Consider the following 19,231-nt stretch of genomic DNA (forward strand, 5'->3'; position numbering starts at 1 on the left):
TCCCATGCTGCCCCCACTCAAACCAAGCCAATCCATCGAGCGGATCGTGCGGGAAGAGTGGGGGCGCATCCTTGCCTCTTTGGTCAAGACTTTAGGCGGCAATTTCCAACTTGCCGAAGACGCTCTGCAGGACGCAGTGATCGTTGCGCTCGACAAATGGCAAACCGATGGCCTGCCCCGATCGCCCGCCGCGTGGCTCATCACAACCGCCAAGCGAAAAGCGCTGGACAGACTACGCCGCGACAGTAATTTCGCCAGCAAACAGGGCGAAATTTCCTATTTGCTCGATCTCGAAAACGAGGCCCACACGAAAGACGAGGATCACACCATACCCGATCAACGCCTTGAGATGATTTTCACTTGCTGCCATCCGGCGCTCGATGAAAAGACCAGCATTGCGCTGACCCTTCGCACACTCGGCGGGCTTTCAACGGCTGAAATTGCCAGCGCATTCCTCGATAAGCCGGAAGCGATGGCCCAGCGCCTTGTCCGTGCGCGCCATAAAATCACCAAGGCCGGTATTCCCTATCAGGTGCCAGATACCGACGCCCTACCCGAAAGGCTGACCGCAGTGCTTCGGGTGCTGTATCTCATCTTCAACGAGGGCTACGCGGCGCATTCCGGCGACCGCGTGTTTCGAACCGATCTGAGCGAAGAGGCCATTCGTCTGGCTCGGATCATCAGCACGCTGATGCCTAAAGATACCGAGATCGCAGGTCTTCTCGCACTTATGCTGCTACACGACGCCCGCCGCAATGCACGCACCCAAAGCGATGGCACGATGATCCCGCTCGAACACCAAAACCGCAATCGCTGGAATCGTTCGGCTATCAAAGAGGGTCAGGCAATTCTGCATGAAGCGATGGCGCAAAAACGCATCGGACCGTACCAAATCCAGGCCGCAATAAGCGCCCTGCATAACGAAAGCCCGTCGTGGGAACAGACCGATTGGCCACAAATTGAAGCTCTCTACACTACCCTGCAAGCCATCGAGCCGAGCCCCGTGGTGCAGCTCAATCTAGCCTATAGCGCATCGCACAGTCGCCCGCTGGTTCAAGTCCTGCAATTGCTTGACGAGCTTGAAACGCAATTGAAGACTTACCAACCGTTCCACGCCGCCAAGGCAGATATTCTTTCCCGCGCGGGCAAAACCAGCGAGGCAATCCGGTCATATGAAAAAGCCATTGCACTAGCGACCAACGACCGTGACGCCGCCTTCTTGCGCAGCAAATGCGATGCACTCGTCACTCGCCACTGACTTGATAGTTCACCGGCTGGATGAATTTCGGATCCTCGTGCCAATTCCAATAAAGCTGCGAAAGCTGACTGGTGACCGGACCGGCCACGCCGTTGGAAAACACGCGCTCGTTCATCTGCACAACAGCGACGACACCGCCGCCGGTTGTCGTGGCAAACACTTCATCCGCTTCCATCATTTCGGCCAGCAGAACGTCTTCTTCCACGCACTCAATCCCACACGCCGCGCACATTTCAATTGCCGTCCGGCGGGTAATGCCCTCCAACATGCCTCGGCGTGGCGTGCGAACGATACCATCCTTGACCATGAAAATGTTGAAGCCCGGCCCCTCGGTCACATTGCCATTTGTATCGACCAAAACCGTGTTGTCGTAGTGCGCTTGCTTCGCCGCGATCAGCCCTTGGGTGAAATCGCCCCAATGGTAATTCTTTGCAGTCGGGTCGACCGCTTCCGGCGCGATACGTTGCACGAAATCCGGCACCATCAGCTTCACGCCCCGCGCCACCATTTCCTCGGTGAACACCCAGACAAACGGCACGCACCATGCGTAGAAATGGTTGATGCAATCGCGCGGATCGCGGCTGCCGGGAATGCCCGGCACGCCGCGGCTTGCCACCAGCGAAACATAAGAGCGCTGCAAGCCCGACCGGGCGACGATAGCGTGAAGGATCTCCCGCATTTCACTGCGCGTCTGCGGCACATCCAGATGCAATTTGGCTATGCTTTCAAAGAAGCGATCGAGATAATCATCCATGCGGAAGAACACCCCATCCCAAACATGCACCACGTCATAGGTGATGTCGGAATGGGTCAGCCCCCAATCGAGCACCGAGATTTTCGCGTCCGCAATCGGCACGATCTCTCCCGCCATCCAAGCGGCGCCTTTGGAGAAATCGGGACCGACAGCGTCCATCAGTTCAGCTCAGCGAAGCGCAAAAATTCTGAATGCGCTCGCAGGCTTTCGTCAGGCTTTCCGTGTCCGTCGCATAGGAAATGCGGAAGTTCGGCCCCAGCCCGAAAGCCGAACCATGAACCACGGCCACGCCTTCCTGCTCCAGCAGCGCGGTGACGAAATCCTCGTCATTCTCCAGCACTTTGCCATCTTTGGTCTTCTTTCCCATCAGCTTTTCACAAGACGGGAACACGTAGAAAGCGCCATCCGGGCGCGGGCAATCCAGACCCGTGGCTTGGTTCAGCATCGAGACCACCAGATCACGGCGCTCTTCAAAAACCTTGCGCGAATCGTGGACATAATCCTGCGGGCCGTTCAGCGCCTCCACCGCCGCCCATTGCGCAATCGAACAAGCGCCCGATGTCTGCTGCCCCTGAATCATGTCCATCGCCTTGATCAGTTGCAGCGGTCCTGCCGCATAGCCAATGCGCCAGCCCGTCATGGCATAGGCCTTCGACACCCCGTTCATCGTCAGCGTCCGGTCGTATAGCGCAGGCTCTACCTCGACAGGTGTTGCGAATTTGAAATCGCCGTAGACGAGATGCTCATACATATCGTCGGTGAGCACCCAAACGTGCGGATGGCGCATCAGCACATCCGTCAGCGCCTTCAGTTCTTCATGGCTATAAGCCGCGCCGGATGGGTTGGACGGCGAGTTGAACATGAACCATTTGGTTTTCGGCGTGATCGCGGCTTCCAGATCTTCAGGGCGCAGCTTGAATTCGTTTTCGAGCGTGGTTTCCACAAACACGTTCTCGCCACCGCAAATCGCCACCATTTCAGGGTATGAAACCCAGTAAGGCGTCGGAATAATAACCTCATCGCCGGGGTTCAGCGTGGCCGCAAAGGCGTTGAACAAAACCTGCTTGCCGCCCGTACCGACGATCACCTGCGCCGGCTCATAATCCAGCCCGTTCTCGCGCTTGAACTTGTCGGCGATCGCCTTACGCAATTCGGGAATGCCGGAGACGGGCGTGTATTTCGTCTCGCCGCGATCCATCGCCGCTTTTGCCGCGTCCTTGATGTTGTCCGGCGTGTCAAAATCCGGCTCGCCCGCGCCCAGCCCGATCACATCCATCCCCGCCGCCTTCAACTCCCGCGCCTTCTGCGCAACGGCAATCGTGGCAGAGGGTTTTACGCGCGAAAGGCTATCGGCAAGAAATGCCATGGGTCTTCTCCAGATGATTTTTCAAGGGCAAGGCCAGACGGCCAAAAACGACGCGAACCTATGCGGGAATGGGGGCTAGGGCAAGGTGGGAGAAGCTCGAAACCCTTGCTTAAGCGCGTGTTTGCGCCGAGGGTGGATCGGCCCTGCGAAATTTGGAAAGTCTTATGAAAAAAGTCGCATTAGCGCTCATCGCCCTAATTGCTTTGCTGCACTTCTACATCGCTTGGTTTGAAATGTTCGCATGGACAACGCGTGGGCCAAGAGTTTTTGACACGTTTCCGCCAGAACTGTTCGAACAAACTGTCCAGATGGCCGCCAATCAAGGCATCTACAATGCCTTTTTAGCCGTCGGCCTTGTATGGGCGTTGCTGATCAAAGACCTCAAGTGGCAACGCAACGTGGCAACCTGCTTCTTAGGATTCGTCATCACCGCAGGTGTGGTTGCCGCCATAACGGTATCATTTAGGCCCGGTCTGGTTCAGATCGTTCCGGCAACAATCGCGCTCGTCCTTCTTCATCTTTCTTCGAGATCGACCAGCGCAATGCAAAAATCGTGAGAAAGCTCAAACGGTTCAAAACACGTTCGATTAAGTTAAGTTTCCAAAACTTTGAAAACCGACAGACAAACTGCACCTTTGTGTGTGGCTTCATCAATGATCACATGGAACTGTGCTAATACTAGCGCCGCTCAAAACCTCAAGTAGCCGAAAAATATGATTGCATATGTCACAGTTGGAGCGAATGATATGGAGAAGGCAGAGCGCTTTTACTCTGCATTCCTGCTTGGTCTCGGTTACCGTCTCGAACAGTATCATGGTGACTTAAGTTATGTGCTGCCGATGCAGGCAGGCCAGACATCGCCTCAACCAGATTTTTACGTCAAATCACCTTTCAATGGACACTCCGCATCTGCTGGCAATGGCAGCATGGTCGCGTTTGAGGCGCCATCACAGAAACACGTGCGGGAGCTCCATCATGCTGCGCTAACCGCAGGCGGCTCTGACGAAGGACAGCCCGGCTTTCGCAAATCGTATGGGTCCAATTTCTATGTTGGCTACCTTCGCGACCCGGATGGCAATAAAATCGCGCTGTTTTCAAACAATGCTGATGAACCGGGGCGCAACGAACAACGGTAAATCTCGTTCCGACGAGACATAACCGGCAATCCTGATCCAAAAGCAGCCCGATCCAACACCCAAACTCAAATTGCACGAACCCAATGATAGCCCTTCCGAACACTTTGAAAGAGCTTGTCAGAAACAGACATTTATACATAGACTTCCAACGGGGCGTGGATGGAAAAACCACGAAGGGATGGAAGAAATGGAAATCGGAATCAAAATTGTGCGCAGCCACCTTTGGGTGATTGCGCTCACCATAGCGGCCCTCACAGCCCTGCCCGCTCTCACCACATCCGCCTATGCCAGCGCCTGCGTCATCAATGTGGCACGTGGTGATGTTTTGAACATGCGCCAGCGGCCTACGTCCCGCTCACCCATCGTGCGTGCCATTCCACCCCGCGCCTGCAACATCCGCCTACGCGGCCAATATCAAGGCAATTGGGGGCGCGTGACCTATCGCGGACAGACCGGCTGGGTGAACATGCGCTTTATTGACGAAGGCGGCGATGAGGACGGCGCGATCCCCGCTTCTTTCTGCGTGAACACACCGGGCGATACGCTGAACTTCCGCTCCGGCCCCGGCACAGGCTTTCGCGTGGTCGGCGTTGGCACCCATCGTCAATGCGGGTTTACCCGCCTGGCGTGTCAGGGCCGCTGGTGCCAATTGCGCGGCAACGGCTTCACCGGATGGGCCAATATGCGCTTTATGCGGGCACGCTAGAAAAGCTGCCAGATCGACGGAACCAAAAGTTCGGTGCGGCGTCATTTTCGCAAGAACCTGAGCGCTGGCGTTAACCCTTTATTAACCATAAATCACACCGCCGCCGCAATTCGGCCACGCTCTGTGCGCGATTGCGCGGCATTGATAACCATAGGGTAGAAGTGACAAGGGAAAGGGTCGGAATAATGCAACCACTAAGCAATTCAACGACCAACCCACAGGTCGCAGCACGTCGCATGATCGAGGCGTCCCGCCGCACCCGTGCGCGGCTGGCTTCACTTCTCACACTCACGCTGATCAGTGCGTCGGGCGTTTTACTCTGGATCAATCTCGGCGTATTGATCGCATAACAAAACGCCGCGAGCGCCTTTTTCATGATAGTTTTAAGACTTGCCAAACGCATTGCGGTTTGGTCCACCACGGTTGTGGCCGTATTGGCATTGATCGCAGCATTGGGAGTGATGATTATGGGATGGGATAGCATTTGGGAAAAAATGGCCGGCCCTGCCGACCAGGGTCCCGTCAATTTTGCCACGCTGACGAAAACACCCAAGCCCAATCAGGCGCTTATCTGCCCCGAGGGCTTTTGCGCGGCCGCAGAGGCAAAAGGCCAAGTGGACCGCCAAAGTCCCATCTATGCGCTAAGCGCCGACCAGTTGAAGCAAGAATTGTTGAGATCGCTGGAAACGGAAAACGACCTCACCCGTGTCGATGACGAGAGTGAAGAAAACCGTATGCGCTTTGTTCAAAGAACAGCGCGACTGCGTTTTCCAGATTCAATCCGCGTTGAAATTGTGCCGCTCTCCAATGGCCGCTCCAGCATCGCACTTTACAGCCAAAGCCAGATTGGAACGTCCGATCTCGGCGTCAACGCAAAGCGAATGAACCGCTGGCTGAAGCGTCTCGCCCAGTTTGAAGCAAAAGTCTAAGCGGGCAGACGCAACGTTACCCGCAAGCCGCCAAGCGGTGAGTCATCCAGTTCAATCTGCCCGCCATGACGGTGCACAATATCCCGCGCAATCGACAGGCCAAGGCCGGTGCCGGATTCGTCCAGATTACGCGCCTCATCCAGCCGCACAAACGGTCTGAACACGGCCTCGCGGCTGCCTTCGGCAATGCCGGGGCCGTTGTCATCAAAATGCAGGAACAGCCATTTTTTGTTGCGAAAACCATGAACTTTGACCGTGTCGGCATAGCGAAAAGCATTCGACACCACGTTGGACAAGACACGCGAAAAGGCAGTTGGGCGCACATGAATCGTGGGATCACCGCTGAAGTCAGAGGACCATGTTTTGCCAGACGTTTCCGCTTCCCCTTCAAACCGCGCCAGCATTTCTGTCAGCGATACGTCCATCGCTTCTTCGCCCGTGTCGCCGCGTGCGAAGTCTAGATAGCCCTGCAACATGTTCTGCATGTCGTTGACGTCTTCCGTCAGCGCCTCGGTTTCGCGGCTCTGTGGAACAAGCGCCAGTTGCAAGCGAAAGCGCGTCAGCACGGTGCGCAGATCGTGGCTCACCCCGGCAAGCATCGCCGTGCGCTGCTCAATCGAACGCTCCACACGCTCCCGCATTTCCAGAAATGACACCGTCGCGCGGCGAACTTCCGCTGCACCCCGAGGCCGAAAATCCTCCGGCACAGGTTGCCCACGCCCAAATCGATCTGCGGCATCAGCGAGCCGCTGAATGGGCCTGATTTGATTGCGCAAGAACAACACAGCAATGGTCAACAGCACAAAAGCCGCCCCCACCATCCACAACAGAAAGATATGCGTGTTGGAAGCAGAAGCCTGACTTCGGCGGACAAAAAAGCGGATAACGTCATCACCGAGCTTGATGCGAATTTCCAACAATCCCGAGTTGCCCACCGTGTCGATCCAAAAGGGGCGCTTAAGCTGCCGGGTAATCTGCTCGGAAAGCGCGGTATCAAGAATGGAGAAAAACGGTTTCGGCGCCGGCGGCGGCAAATCTTCGTTTGGCAAAATCGTCATTTGCAACGCCAGACGCTCAGACGCGATGCGCCGCACGGTCTCAAGTTCGGTGTCCTGCGGATAGGTCTCAATCACGTCCACAAGCGCCGCAATATCGCGGACAACAGCGGTAGACAATCGGTCGGTCACGGATTGCCAGTGGCGCTCCATAAACACGAAGGTCATAACCGCTTGCAACAGAATCATCGGCGCGACGATGATGATGAGCGAGCGACCAAACAGGCCGGTCGGCATACGGTCCGCAAGCACGCGCGAGAGCCAGCGCCATTGGCGCCGCAGCGGACGGATGATCGTCATGGATATGTCGGTCAATGGCGGCGTGCCCGTGTGCTATTCGATGTGTAGCTTATACCCTATGCCACGCACGGTTTGCAGCCAAGTTGGGTTGCTCGGGTCGCCTTCTATTTTCCGACGCAGCCGATTGATCTGAACGTCGACGGTGCGCTCGTTTGCACCGGAATCCTCACCCGCCAAATCCATCCGCGGAACAACGTCACCCGCATTAGCGGCAAACAGCGACATGATTTCACGTTCGCGGTCGGTTAGCTTGAGGATCTGCCCGTCGCGCTTCAATTCTCGGGTCACTAAGGAAAATGCATAAGGCCCGAACAACACCTGCTCCACGTTCGGTGTCGGGTCTGGCAACACGCGCTTCATAATGGCGTTGATACGAAGCAGCAGTTCACGTGGGTCAAACGGCTTGGGCAGATAATCGTCTGCCCCGGCTTCCAGCCCCTTAATACGCGCTTCTGTTTCGCCCAACGCCGTCAGCATCAGCACCGGAACATCCAATTCTTCGCGGATAGAGCGGGTGAAATCCGTGCCCGATTCGCCGGGCATCATCACATCGACAATCAACAGATCAAACCGAAGCCCCTGTAGCTTGCGCCGAGCCTCGGCGGCATCAGCTGCCGTTGTGATGCGGTAGCCCTGTTCGGCCAAAAAGCGAGAAAGCAGGTCACGGATACGGCGGTCGTCGTCGATGACGAAGAGGTGGGGTGCATCGTCACCAGGAGGGGTTTCGCCTGCAAAAGCGCGCGGTTCGCTGCTTGCCATCGCTTCCATAAATTCTCTCCTCCACCTTGCCCTATGGGCTTTATTCGAGCTGTCCAATCAGCCTGTCGACCAGATGGTGCTCTTCCTCACGGATCATTCCGTATAGAAATCTCTCCACCAAAACCCGCTCTTGCGGCGCAATGTTTGCCAAAGCGTTGTGGATGCGAACAGATTGTCGATGGGTCAAATCAACGGAAAGATTGCGGCCTTTTTCAGTCGGGTGCAGCAATCGCCTGCGGCCATCAGTTGGGCTCGGCAATTGGACGAGAAACCCGCCATCCACCAATTCGCGCAAAACCGGCCCGAGGCTTTGCTTTGTAATGCGCAAAACCTCCAGCAATTCCGCCACCGAAAGCCCCGGCTCACGGTTTACAAAATGAAGTACCCGGTGGTGCGCGCGCCCAAATCCATACTCAGCCAGCATTTCATCAGCATCAGTCACGAAGTCGCGGTAAGCAAAGAAGAACAACTCAATCATCCGCAAATCGACGCCATCTGCAAATTCGAGCGGCTTTACAACCGGTTTTGCGTCTTTTTCGTCGTAAAACGGTTGTCTTGTGGCAAGTTCCGGCACTTTTTCACCTTTCAAAATACGTCAGGTAGGTTGACATATTTTTTCAGCCATTCATAGTCCCCGTCCGATCTTGGATGCGGGCAAACGTTCCCGCAAGTTTGAAAGACTAGAACAATGGCTGGCGTTTCCTTCGACAAACTGGATGGTGTTATCTGGTATAACGGCGAATTTGTGAAATGGGAGGACGCACAAGTCCACGTGCTCACACACGGCTTGCACTATGCATCGTCGGTGTTTGAAGGCGAACGCGCCTATGGTGGCGAGATTTTCGAACTCACCAAACACTCGCAACGCTTACACGACTCCGCCAAAATGATGGGTTTCGAAATCCCCTATTCGGTTCAGGAGCTTGACGACGCCTGTCGCGAAACGCTCAAGCGCCAAGGCTTAACCAACGCCTATGTGCGCCCAATCGCTTGGCGCGGTTCGGAAATGATGGGCGTTTCGGCACAGCACAACTCCATCAACACCGCTATCGCCGTTTGGGACTGGCCCAGCTATTTCGATCCTGAGCAGAAGATGAAGGGCATTCGCCTCGACATCGCAGAATGGAAACGCCCCGATCCGGCGACAATCCCCTGCAAGGCCAAAGCAGCCGGTCTCTACATGATCTGCACGCTCTCCAAACACGCAGCTGAAGCCAAGGGCTATGCCGACGCGCTGATGTTCGACTATCGCGGGCAAATCGCGGAAGCCACGGGCGCGAACGTGTTCTTCACCCAAGGCAACGAAATCCACACGCCAACGCCAGATTGTTTCCTCGACGGCATCACCCGCCAAACAGTGATCGGGCTGGCGAAAAAGCGCCAGTTCAAAGTGATTGAACGCGCCATCATGCCAGACGAAATGGCAACGTTTGAGGAGTGCTTTATCACAGGCTCAGCAGCCGAAGTGACGCCTGTTTCCGAAATCGGCCCTTATAATTTCCAGCCCGGCGCGATCTGCAAACAGATGGTGGAGGACTACACCGCAGCAGTTACACCGAAATAGGCTCAATACCTGCAGCGAGGCTTGGTTAACCAAAGGTAAAGATTTTTGCTAAAATGCCGAAGATCGAAGGTTTTGGCGTTTGACTCTGCCCGTTTGCACAGCTTTATTCCGGCTCGCTGCATTTCGCGGCCTCGATTTCAGAGGGAATTTACAAAATGATGGATCTTCTTATCCAGTACGGCGTGCCGATTATTACAGGCATGATGGGCGGTGGCGCGGCCTCCGGCATGATGAAAAACGTTGCGCTTGGCATGTTGCCCAAGCTCCTGTCCGGTGGCCTCGGCGGTCTGGCTGGCGGCGCGGCAGCGCTTGGCCCACTTGCCGGAATGCTCGGTGGCGCAGCCATGGGTGACGCTGGCGCAGCGGCGGCCCCTGCTGGCCTAGACATCGGCAGCCTCGTCGGCGGCGCAGTTGGCGGTGGTGCCGGTGGCGCGATCCTGACAGGCATCGTCGGCAAGCTGATGGGCGGCGCCAAATAAGGCACGCTTTCAACGATGAATTAGAAAAGGGCGGCTGTTTCAGCCGCCCTTTTTTGTGCAAGATCATGCCAATCAAAACTGAAAGACCGCACCGTATGTCTCAACTCAAAATCGCCATCGTTCCCGTCACCGCCTTTCAGCAAAATTGCACGCTGATTTGGGACGACGAGACAAATGAAGGCGTGGTGATTGATCCGGGCGGTGATTTGGATCGCATTAAAGGAGCCATTGACGAGATCGGCATGAAGGTAACGGCAATCTGGCTCACCCACGGTCATATCGACCACGCGGCTGGAGCGATGGATCTCTCGGAAGCGCTCGGCGTCGACATTATCGGCCCCCACAAAGACGACACGCCTTTGCTGGAAGGTCTGGAACAGCAGGCCAAAATGTTTGGCCTTGATGGCACTGTGCGCAACGTTACCCCGACCCGCTGGCTGGAAGAAGGCGACACGCTCTCCATAGGCGATCACGAATTTGCAGTTTACCATTGCCCCGGCCACGCGCCCGGCCACGTAGTTTTCTACAACGCCAAAGCAGGCTTCGCCCATGTTGGTGATGTGTTGTTTGACGGCTCCATTGGCCGCACAGACCTGCCCGGCGGCGATCATGAAACGCTGATAAAGTCGATCAAAACGAAACTGATGGCATGGCCGGACGAAGTGCAATTCATTTGTGGGCACGGGCCGGCAAGCTCAATCGGAAAAGAAAGAGCGACCAATCCATTCCTGAATTGATCGCTCCGACGGCTCCCTGTCCGCAAGCGGACCTTTGAGCGTCAAGGGCTTATTGGCCCCGACTAATTGACCGCGCGGGCGATCTCTTTTTCCAGCATCGCATACTCGGCGCAGTCTGTGCCGCAACGCTTTTCGATTTCAGCAAGCTGTTCACGCGCCATGTCGACACGGCCAAGCTGGAGATAGGCCTCACCCATGTATTCACGAACCAGCGTGTAATTCGGGTCGATTTTCAAAGCCGCTTGGTAGTAGCGAAGCCCGCCTTCAATATCGCCCATCTTGCGAGTCGTGAAACCTAGATAGTTCAATATACGGGGATCACGTTGGTCCTGCGCTTGCAGCAAAACAAACTTCGCCTCGTCATAACGCTTTTCATAAGCCAAGCCGCGCGCGACTTCGTAGATGTTGTCGTTATCGAGAGAGGACGACTTCTTTGCAGCGACACATTTTTTGTTTCGCTTGTCCCACACCTTGCCTTTTTTGCAGCTTGGCGTGGTTGTAGTCGTGCCGCCACCGCCAGCAGCAAACGAAGGAAGCGGTGCAACAAGCGATAAAGCTATCGCTGCGGCAGAAAGGGTTTTGATTGAACGCAATGACATAATGGCCTCGCTTATTTGATGTTACGGCGGAAGTTACGATCCAACCATGCATTAGGTTTCTCTTAAACCCAAGGCAGACCGCATACCATGTGGCACTGTGACAGCAGCTTGTGGCGGGAAACAGGGCAACCGACAAATTATTTGCTCGTTTCCGCACCCCACTGCATGTAAACAGCGGCGGTGAACAATCCAGAAGCCGTTGCCATGCACCGTTCAATCGCAAACTCATTGCTGTTGCTGGCAGGCCTCGTCTGGGGCCTCGGTTTTGTTGCCCAAGCGTCGGCGATGGACGATATCGGCCCATTCCAGTTCGTCGCTTTCCGGTTTATCTTGGCGACAATCATCGTTGCCCCTTTTGCGTTCATGGAAGGCCGCAAAGAACGAGCCAGAGGCATCGCACAACTCCACACGCGCGACTGGAGCGCGATGGTGACCCTCGGCCTCGTCTTCTTCGCGATGATGATTTTGCAACAGATTGGGCTTCTGGCGACCAGCGTGACCAATGCAGGCATGTTGACCGGCCTCTATGTCATTTTCACCCCGATCCTGGCACTTATGCTTTGGAAACAGGCCCAACCAATCTTCCTGTGGCCCGCCGCATTGTTGGCATTCTTCGGCATATGGCTGCTTGGCGGGGGCGGTATGTCGAATTTCACTTGGGGTGACGCAGTCGTCATCGCCGCGGCTTTATTAGCAGCATTTCAGGTCATTCTGGTCGGAACAATCGGCATGCGCATCGGCCGACCCGTTCTCATTGCCTGCGCACAGTTCGCAGTAACCGGCATCGTGGCATTCGTTGGCTTCTTGCTCGTTCGCGGATTCGATTGGAGTTACGAACCCGCGTTTTCAGTGGCCACACTCATCGCAGCAGGCCCAGAAATCCTCTACGCCGCCGCTTTTGCAGGTGGACTGGCCTTCACACTCCAAGCCATCGCCCAACGCCACACAGGCTCCGGCGATGCAGCGATTCTTCTGTCGTCAGAAGCCTTATTCGCTGCCCTTGGCGGAGCGATCCTGTTGGGCGAGCGATTGGACTGGCTGGGCTATCTCGGTTGCCTATGCCTGTTCACCGCCATCGTCGCAGTATCCTGGCTATCGGCAAAGGCGGAGGAAAAACAACTGGCTGCAAAAACCTAGTCAGCAACCGCAGCGCTCTCCAAAACGCTAGAGCAAGCGTGCGCCATTAGGCACCGGCTTATCACTCGCCGCCAGAACGATAGCACCATCCTCATCGGCAAAACCAAGCGTCAGCACTTCCGACATAAACGGTCCGATCTGGCGTGGCGGAAAATTCACCACTGCCATCACCTGACGACCCACCAAATCCTCCGGCTCATAATGAACCGTTATCTGCGCAGACGACTTCTTGCGTCCGACCTCATCACCGAAATCGATTACCAGCTTGATGGCAGGCTTGTGCGCTTCTGGGAAAGGCATGGCCTCCACCACCGTGCCAACGCGAATATCGACTCGCATATAATCGTCAAACGTGATCGTCTCGCTCACCATGGCAGGCTAGCCCTTCGATAATTCTTCCGACCGCTGCGCTGCAGCCGCAACAGCCCGCTCCATTAGCTTGGGAAATCCATCCGCCGCCATCAAAACTTCAAGTGCGGCTTGCGTAGTGCCATTCGGCGATGTCACATTTTCGCGCAATTGGGTGGGCGACAAATCCGACTGCGCCATCAGCGCCCCTGCACCGCTCACCGTCGCCTGCGCCAATTGCGCAGAGAGTTCCACAGGCAGACCAGCAGACACACCTGCCTGCGCGAGCGCTTCGGCAAGATGAAAAACATAAGCTGGCCCACTGCCAGAAACGCCCGTCACAGCGTCCATAAGTTTTTCATCGTTAATCCAGGCCACCTGCCCGATCGCCGCCAGAAGGTCACTCACTGCATCGCACTGCGCGTTGGAAACACCGCCGTTTGCAACACAAACAGTGATGCCCTGTTGCACTTGCGCAGGTGTGTTGGGCATGGCTCGGATAATGCGCGGGGAGACCCGGGAAAAAGGTGCAGCCAATTGCGCTATCGTCGTGCCAGCCGCCACGGAAACCAACACGTTCTCCGCGTTGACCAGTGAGGTTAGTCCTTCCAGAACTGCACCCATAATCTGGGGTTTAACTGCAACCAAAAGCACATCAGGTGCAGAAACACCTTCTGCGGACACACGCAAATCCACGCCAAATTTTTGCATCATATCCGCCATCGGCTGCGGCGGCTGTGGGTCGATCACGGTGATGGACTTCGGATCACGCCCCGCCTCCAACCATCCGGCCAGCATCGCACCGCCCATGTTACCCACACCAACAAGGCAGAGTTTGAGGGCGCTCATTTCACGCCTCACCGACAGTGTCGAACAGCACATTGTCCAGCGCTTCGCCTGCGCTGCGACCGGCCCACACGACATATTGAAAAGCCTGATAATACCGCTCGCAAGCGTTCAGCGCCGATGCCAACAAGCACTCGATCTGCTGATCGTTCGCTTCAGCACCACCAGCGAGAGGCATCGCATGGCGGAACATCACAGAGCCGTCCTGCAACCAAAGATCAAAATGACCAAACAGCATTTGCTCGTTGATCATCGACATCAGCCGCATGGTCTCGATAAGCCGCGCATCGGGTACACGCATATCAAAAGCGCAAGCGACATGCAGCGCTTCAAACTCGGCCATCCACGAGAACGAGACCGAATAATCGGTCCATACCCCTTGGACCAAAACCGCTAATTCGTCTTCGCCGGGGCGTTCAAACGACCACTCATTAGCGAAAGCAACGCTCTCGACGGCGTCGACTGGATTCACCCCAACATTGATTGAAAAATCTTCCAGGCTCATGCGAGCTCCAGCTCCCGTGTCAAAGCATCCCCGTGTGCAGAATCGATAGTTCAACTCCAACACGCTCAAAATGCGTTTCATTTGCAACTTCATCGAACGGGGCAAACAGCCCAACACATCCGAATCAAACAACTTTTCACGAGATTACCCGTCAGCCGCCGCTGGCAAACCCCGGGCGAACCGCCGTGCACGAAAAAGCGCACAAAGCAGATGAATCAACTCGCCAGCAGCAAGCTGTAAGGGATTCAGAAGACTCGGAATTTCAGCACTTTTCCACACCAAACCGCGCAGGACGTTTTCCTGTGGGCAAAAGCAGCATGGAGGCTGTGGATTAGGAAAGGCTTAGGATTTTTTGGCAGCAGGCTTCTTGGCCGGCGCTTTTTTCGCTCCGCCCATCGCCGCTTTCAGCTCTTCAAGTTCGGCACGAAGCGCTTCATTTTCCATCCGTGCTTTTGAAGCCATTTCCTTCACGGCTTCAAATTCGTCGCGCTGAACCAAATCCATCTGTGACAGAAAACGCTCACCCTGCGATTTGATCGCAGTCTCCACTTCGCGGCGCGCGCCTTGGGCGACGCCCGTGGCGTCCGTCAGCAGCTTGGCGAATTCGTCAAAAATACGGCTTGGTCCTTGGGACATGGTCTAACGGCTTTCAAAACTTCGTTGCGACGAACACATAAGCAGCATTGCGCAATGCTTCAACCGCCACAATGCGTCACGATGAACGCCCGCTTAGCGCGAGCCTTGCGAGGCGTCGCGGAAACGGGCAAGAGCAGACCGCAACCGAAGGAAAGCAGTCGCCCATGCCCCCGCTCGAAATCAACCAACTGGCCATCGTCTTTCCAGCCATTGATCCCGTTGCGCTGCAAATCGGTCCGCTCTCGGTGCACTGGTATGGCATCGGATATGTGGTCTCCATTCTGCTCGGCTGGTGGTTCGCTCGGCTGCTGGTTTCCACGCCGCGCTTATGGCCCGAGGGCGGCGCACCGTTTGGCAAAGAAGACCTTGACGATTTCCTCACATGGGCAGTCATCGGCATCATCGCAGGCGGACGCCTTGGCTACGTGCTGTTTTACAATCTTGGCTACTACCTGTCCAACCCGCTGCAAATTCCTGCCGTCTGGGACGGCGGCATGAGCTTCCACGGCGGTGCGCTGGGCACGATTGTTGCGATGATGTTGTTCGCCAGATCGCGCGGCTTCACCGCGTTTTCGCTGCTGGATGTGATCGCCACCGCTTCGTGCTTTGGCATGTTCCTCGTTCGCATCGCCAATTTCATAAATTCCGAACTCTGGGGTCGCACGACAGATGTGGCCTGGGGCGTCATCTTCCCCAATGGCGGGCCGGAACCACGCCATCCCAGCCAATTGTATGAAAGCTTTCTGGAAGGTGCAGTTCTGTTCGCCGTGCTGAACCTGCTGATCTGGAAATACGGCAAACTGAAATCGCCGGGCTTCATCGGTGGCGCTTGGGTGTTGGGTTACGGCGTGGCCCGCATCATTGTTGAATTCTTTCGCCAGCCGGACGCGCATCTTGGCTATCTCGCAGGCGATTGGCTGACGATGGGCATGGTGCTGTCGATACCCATGCTGCTGATCGGCGTTTGGGGCATGGCAACCGCCAGCCAACGTTCGGTCTGGCGCACGCAGCGCCCCGAGACTTCATGAACAAACTGGAAGAGAACATCCGCCTATTGATCGCGGAAACCGGCCCCCTGTCGGTCGGCGAATACATGACGCTGTGCCTGACCCACCCGACCCACGGCTATTACACAACCGGCAATCCAGTCGGAGGCCGCGCTTCGGCGGAGCGCGAAGGTGGCGATTTCATCACCGCGCCGGAGATCAGCCAGATGTTCGGCGAATTGATCGGCGTGTGGGTGATGGAAGTCTGGCAGGCACTGGGCCGTCCCGACCCGTTCAATCTGGTGGAGCTTGGCCCCGGTCGCGGCACGCTGATGCGCGATCTGCTGAAAGCGGGCCAAGCCATGCCCGGCTTCCTGCCCGCCGCCCGCATCACGCTAGTTGAAGTCTCCCCCACGCTCGGCGAACAGCAATCTCTGACACTCGGCCGCCACAGCGGTCAGATCACGTGGCGGCGCGATCTTTCCGAACTGCCCGATAGGCCCACCATCGTCATCGCCAACGAATTCCTCGACGCCCTGCCCTTTCGCCAATGGATCAAACAAGGCGACGACTGGCTGGAACGCGGCGTCGGCGTGGTCGATGATGCGCTGGCCTTTGTCACCCGTTCGGCAACGTTGCCGAAGTCCGAAGCACCACAAGATGAAAGCCTGCCCGATGGCAGCATATTCGAGACAGCGCCTGCCCGCGAAGGCTTTGTCGCCTCGATTGCCGATACCCTTACGCCAAAAAACGGCGCGGCGCTTTTCATCGACTACGGCCATCTCCGCTCAAAAACCGGCGACACATTTCAAGCCCTGCGAGACCACGCCCATGTCTCAACCCTCGACGCCCCCGGCGAGAGCGATCTGACCAGTCATGTTGATTTTGAGCCACTGGCCGCCATCGCCAAAGCGCGTGGCTGTGTCGTGCCAACACCCGTCACCCAAAGTGAATTCCTGCTCTCGCTCGGTCTGCTGGAACGCGCCGGAACGCTCGGCCATGGCCGCGATTCCCGCGTTCAGGAAATGCTGCAAGCAGCGGTCGAACGTCTCGCGGGGCCAAACCAGATGGGCGACTTGTTCAAAGTCTTCGCTTTCGGCGCACCGGCAAGCCTCGGCGAACGCTGGCCCGGCTTTGTGTGAGGTGCTAGCCTTGCGCCCTTGCACCCCATTCACTGCCGCCCAATGATGTTTTCATGACCGATCAAGCCGAATTCCTCAGCGCCGATGCGCTTGCAGCCATGTCAGGCATATCTCACGCCTTCTTCACCACGCGCGGTGGAGTTTCCGGCGGCATCTACGAAAGCCTCAATGCCGGCCTCGGCTCGGACGATGATCGCGCCAACGTCGTCGAAAACCGCCGCCGCATGGCGGCTGCGCTGGGCAGCGAGCGCGGCGACATAGCCTCGCCCTATCAAGTCCATTCCCCCGATGTGGTTGTGGTGAGCGATCTGTTTACCGACGAGCGCCCGAAGGCCGATGGCATCGTCACCACCACCCCAAACCTGCCTATCGGCATCGTCACCGCCGATTGCGGCCCCGTGCTTTTTGCCGACGAAAAGGCCGGAGTGATCGGCGCTTGCCATGCCGGATGGGGCGGTGCGCTGAAGGGCGTGCTGGAGAACACGATTGAGACGATGGAAGGCCTCGGCGCAAACCGAGCGGACATTCGCACGGTGCTTGGCCCCACCATTTCCCATGCAAATTACGAAGTCGGCCCGAATTTTCCTGCCCCGTTCATTGAGCGCGACGCCAACGCCGCCAAACACTTCACGCCGTCGAAAAACGCCGGCCACCACATGTTTGACCTGCCAGCCTACATCGTCGAACGTTTGAGCGCGGCAGGTGTTGCAGGCTCAGCCCTGCCCGTCTGCACCTATGCGGGCGAAGACCAATTCTATTCATACCGCCGCACCACCCACAAAGGTGGCGGTGATTACGGACGCCAAATGTCAGCCATCATGCTGCGGGGAGACTGATCATGTTGCACTTTTCCGAAGAAGAATTCGCCAACCGCCGCGCCAGCGTTCAATCGAAAATGAAAGAGCGCAGTCTCGACGCCCTGCTGCTTTTTTCGCAGGAAAGCATGTATTGGCTCACGGGCTACGACACGTTCGGCTATTGCTTCTTCCAATGCCTCGTTTTCAAGGCCAACGGCGACATGGCACTGCTCACCCGCTCCGCCGATCTGCGCCAAGCGCGGCACACGTCCAACATTGATACCATCGTGCTTTGGACAGACAGCGCCACCGCCAATCCGTCCCAAGACCTTAAACGCTTGATGGGTGATATGGACCTTCTCGGCGGACGCATCGGCGTTGAATATGACACCCACGGCCTCACAGCCCACGAAGGCCGCAGGTTGGAAGACGCCATGCGCTCCTTCGCTAAGCTCGAAGACGCATCAAAACTCGTCCACGGACTGCGCATTGTAAAAAGCGAAGAGGAAATCGCCCACGTCAAGAAAGCCGCCAAATACGCTGACCTCGCTTTGGACGCCGCATTGAAAACGACAAAGGCAGGCGCAGACGAAGGCAAAATTCTCGCCGCCATGCAGGGCGCGGTGCTGGAAGCGGGCGGCGACTATCCCGGCAATCCGTTCATTCTCGGTTCCGGCGAAGACGCCCTGCTGTGCCGCTACAAATCCGGCCGTCGCAAACTGTCCAAAAACGACCAGATGACCATCGAATGGGCGGGCGTGTCCGCCCAATACCATGTTGCCATGATGCGCACGCTGATCGTCGGCAAGCCAAAAGCAGAACACGAACACCATTTCCAGGCCGCCCACGATGCGCTGAAAGCCGTTGAGGCCGCGATGATCCCCGGCAACACATTTGGCGATATCTACAAGGCCCACGCCGACACGATGGACAATGCGGGCCTCTCCCGCCACCGCCTCAACGCCTGCGGCTACGGCCTCGGCGCGCGGTACGCGCCCTGCTGGATGGACGGGCCAATGTTCTATTCCGGCAATCCCACCAAAGTGGAACCGAACCAAGTGCTATTCGCGCACATGATCATCATGGACAGCGACAGCGAAACGGCCATGTGCCTGGGCCACACGTATTTGACCACAGAAGGCAAACCCAAAGCGCTATCGCGCCACGGTTTAGACTTCATCGCCCTATAGCG

General features: G+C 56.7%; 24 protein-coding genes. 14 read left to right on the forward strand and 10 right to left on the reverse strand.

What is annotated here, in order from left to right:
* Positions 1-4 precede the first annotated feature (4 nt).
* Positions 5-1,258: an RNA polymerase sigma factor gene (locus tag ACFQ14_RS08090; protein WP_377212219.1), complete on the forward strand. Its 1,254-nt coding sequence runs from the start codon at positions 5-7 to the stop codon at positions 1,256-1,258.
* On the opposite strand, the gene ACFQ14_RS08095 is transcribed toward ACFQ14_RS08090, so the two are convergent.
* Positions 1,245-2,171 carry an aminotransferase class IV gene (locus tag ACFQ14_RS08095; protein ID WP_377212220.1) on the reverse strand — a complete coding sequence of 309 codons (927 nt, stop codon included), beginning with the start codon at positions 2,169-2,171 and terminating at the stop codon, positions 1,245-1,247. The two genes, ACFQ14_RS08090 and ACFQ14_RS08095, sit on opposite strands and share 14 nt — an antisense overlap.
* A 4-nt stretch (positions 2,172-2,175) precedes the next feature.
* The gene (locus tag ACFQ14_RS08100; RefSeq protein ID WP_377212221.1) at positions 2,176-3,378 is read right to left on the reverse strand and encodes a pyridoxal phosphate-dependent aminotransferase; all 1,203 of its coding nucleotides are present in this window, start codon (positions 3,376-3,378) and stop codon (positions 2,176-2,178) included.
* A 164-nt stretch (positions 3,379-3,542) separates the two neighbouring features.
* Between ACFQ14_RS08100 and ACFQ14_RS08105 the strand changes: the two genes are divergently transcribed.
* The 5 genes from ACFQ14_RS08105 (at position 3,543) to ACFQ14_RS08125 (ending at position 6,149) form a co-directional block, all read left to right on the forward strand.
* The gene (locus tag ACFQ14_RS08105) at positions 3,543-3,935 is read left to right on the forward strand and encodes a DUF1304 domain-containing protein (protein ID WP_377212222.1); all 393 of its coding nucleotides are present in this window, start codon (positions 3,543-3,545) and stop codon (positions 3,933-3,935) included.
* Between the two features lie 156 nt (positions 3,936-4,091).
* Positions 4,092-4,514 (forward strand): VOC family protein, encoded by a 423-nt coding sequence (locus ACFQ14_RS08110; RefSeq protein WP_377212223.1) that lies wholly within the window; start codon positions 4,092-4,094, stop codon positions 4,512-4,514.
* Positions 4,515-4,701: 187 nt separating this feature from the next.
* Positions 4,702-5,220, forward strand: a complete 519-nt coding sequence (locus ACFQ14_RS08115; protein WP_377212224.1) for an SH3 domain-containing protein — start codon at positions 4,702-4,704, stop codon at positions 5,218-5,220.
* A gap of 185 nt (positions 5,221-5,405) precedes the next feature.
* On the forward strand, positions 5,406-5,570 hold the full coding sequence (locus ACFQ14_RS08120; protein WP_377212225.1) for a hypothetical protein: 165 nt from the start codon (positions 5,406-5,408) through the stop codon (positions 5,568-5,570).
* 24 nt (positions 5,571-5,594) lie between these two features.
* Positions 5,595-6,149, forward strand: a complete 555-nt coding sequence (locus tag ACFQ14_RS08125; RefSeq protein WP_377212226.1) for a DUF1499 domain-containing protein — start codon at positions 5,595-5,597, stop codon at positions 6,147-6,149.
* Here ACFQ14_RS08125 and ACFQ14_RS08130 read toward each other — a convergent pair.
* From ACFQ14_RS08130 to ACFQ14_RS08140, 3 genes are read right to left on the reverse strand one after another with little or no spacing between them, the layout of a single operon-like run.
* The gene (locus ACFQ14_RS08130; protein ID WP_377212319.1) at positions 6,146-7,504 is read right to left on the reverse strand and encodes an ATP-binding protein; all 1,359 of its coding nucleotides are present in this window, start codon (positions 7,502-7,504) and stop codon (positions 6,146-6,148) included. The genes ACFQ14_RS08125 and ACFQ14_RS08130 overlap by 4 nt on opposite strands.
* A gap of 33 nt (positions 7,505-7,537) precedes the next feature.
* Positions 7,538-8,272, reverse strand: a complete 735-nt coding sequence (locus tag ACFQ14_RS08135; protein WP_377212227.1) for a response regulator — start codon at positions 8,270-8,272, stop codon at positions 7,538-7,540.
* 31 nt (positions 8,273-8,303) lie between these two features.
* Positions 8,304-8,837 (reverse strand): MarR family winged helix-turn-helix transcriptional regulator, encoded by a 534-nt coding sequence (locus ACFQ14_RS08140; protein WP_377212228.1) that lies wholly within the window; start codon positions 8,835-8,837, stop codon positions 8,304-8,306.
* A 114-nt stretch (positions 8,838-8,951) separates the two neighbouring features.
* Between ACFQ14_RS08140 and ACFQ14_RS08145 the strand changes: the two genes are divergently transcribed.
* The 3 genes from ACFQ14_RS08145 (at position 8,952) to ACFQ14_RS08155 (ending at position 11,043) form a co-directional block, all read left to right on the forward strand.
* The gene (locus ACFQ14_RS08145; protein ID WP_377212229.1) at positions 8,952-9,827 is read left to right on the forward strand and encodes a branched-chain amino acid aminotransferase; all 876 of its coding nucleotides are present in this window, start codon (positions 8,952-8,954) and stop codon (positions 9,825-9,827) included.
* Positions 9,828-9,982: 155 nt separating this feature from the next.
* The gene (locus ACFQ14_RS08150; protein WP_377212230.1) at positions 9,983-10,306 is read left to right on the forward strand and encodes a hypothetical protein; all 324 of its coding nucleotides are present in this window, start codon (positions 9,983-9,985) and stop codon (positions 10,304-10,306) included.
* 95 nt (positions 10,307-10,401) lie between these two features.
* Positions 10,402-11,043: an MBL fold metallo-hydrolase gene (locus ACFQ14_RS08155; protein ID WP_377212231.1), complete on the forward strand. Its 642-nt coding sequence runs from the start codon at positions 10,402-10,404 to the stop codon at positions 11,041-11,043.
* 62 nt (positions 11,044-11,105) lie between these two features.
* Here ACFQ14_RS08155 and ACFQ14_RS08160 read toward each other — a convergent pair whose 3' ends face one another.
* The gene (locus tag ACFQ14_RS08160) at positions 11,106-11,642 is read right to left on the reverse strand and encodes a tetratricopeptide repeat protein (RefSeq protein ID WP_377212232.1); all 537 of its coding nucleotides are present in this window, start codon (positions 11,640-11,642) and stop codon (positions 11,106-11,108) included.
* 204 nt (positions 11,643-11,846) lie between these two features.
* Here ACFQ14_RS08160 and ACFQ14_RS08165 point away from each other — a divergent pair, with 204 nt between their 5' ends.
* Positions 11,847-12,779: a DMT family transporter gene (locus ACFQ14_RS08165; RefSeq protein WP_377212233.1), complete on the forward strand. Its 933-nt coding sequence runs from the start codon at positions 11,847-11,849 to the stop codon at positions 12,777-12,779.
* Between the two features lie 27 nt (positions 12,780-12,806).
* Here ACFQ14_RS08165 and ACFQ14_RS08170 read toward each other — a convergent pair whose 3' ends face one another.
* The 4 genes from ACFQ14_RS08170 to ACFQ14_RS08185 all read right to left on the reverse strand — a co-directional run bounded on the left by ACFQ14_RS08170 (position 12,807) and on the right by ACFQ14_RS08185 (position 15,114).
* A complete protein-coding gene (locus ACFQ14_RS08170) occupies positions 12,807-13,151 on the reverse strand; it encodes a tRNA-binding protein (protein WP_377212234.1) in 345 nt (114 codons plus the stop codon).
* A 6-nt stretch (positions 13,152-13,157) separates the two neighbouring features.
* Positions 13,158-13,976, reverse strand: coding sequence for a pyrroline-5-carboxylate reductase (gene proC, locus ACFQ14_RS08175; RefSeq protein WP_377212235.1), 819 nt, complete (start codon positions 13,974-13,976; stop codon positions 13,158-13,160).
* A 1-nt stretch (position 13,977) separates the two neighbouring features.
* Entirely contained in the window at positions 13,978-14,478 is a 501-nt protein-coding gene (locus ACFQ14_RS08180; RefSeq protein ID WP_377212236.1) for a type III secretion system chaperone family protein, read from the reverse strand.
* A 342-nt stretch (positions 14,479-14,820) separates the two neighbouring features.
* Positions 14,821-15,114, reverse strand: a complete 294-nt coding sequence (locus ACFQ14_RS08185; protein ID WP_377212237.1) for an accessory factor UbiK family protein — start codon at positions 15,112-15,114, stop codon at positions 14,821-14,823.
* 164 nt (positions 15,115-15,278) lie between these two features.
* Here ACFQ14_RS08185 and lgt point away from each other — a divergent pair, with 164 nt between their 5' ends.
* Genes lgt through ACFQ14_RS08205 form a run of 4 tightly spaced genes read left to right on the forward strand, consistent with a single transcriptional unit; the run spans position 15,279 to position 19,229 of the window.
* Positions 15,279-16,142, forward strand: coding sequence for a prolipoprotein diacylglyceryl transferase (gene lgt, locus ACFQ14_RS08190; protein ID WP_377212238.1), 864 nt, complete (start codon positions 15,279-15,281; stop codon positions 16,140-16,142).
* Positions 16,139-17,242, forward strand: a complete 1,104-nt coding sequence (locus tag ACFQ14_RS08195; RefSeq protein ID WP_377212239.1) for a class I SAM-dependent methyltransferase — start codon at positions 16,139-16,141, stop codon at positions 17,240-17,242. Before lgt ends, ACFQ14_RS08195 begins: the two co-directional genes overlap by 4 nt.
* 53 nt (positions 17,243-17,295) lie before the next feature.
* Positions 17,296-18,078, forward strand: coding sequence for a peptidoglycan editing factor PgeF (gene pgeF / locus ACFQ14_RS08200; RefSeq protein ID WP_377212240.1), 783 nt, complete (start codon positions 17,296-17,298; stop codon positions 18,076-18,078).
* Complete coding sequence (locus tag ACFQ14_RS08205) at positions 18,078-19,229, forward strand: M24 family metallopeptidase (protein ID WP_377212320.1); 1,152 nt, start codon at positions 18,078-18,080, stop codon at positions 19,227-19,229. Before pgeF ends, ACFQ14_RS08205 begins: the two co-directional genes overlap by 1 nt.
* Positions 19,230-19,231: the final 2 nt, after the last annotated feature.

It is taken from the genome of Pseudahrensia aquimaris (assembly GCF_042676045.1).
In the GTDB taxonomy this organism is placed as follows: Bacteria; Pseudomonadota; Alphaproteobacteria; order Rhizobiales; family Rhizobiaceae; genus Pseudahrensia; species Pseudahrensia aquimaris.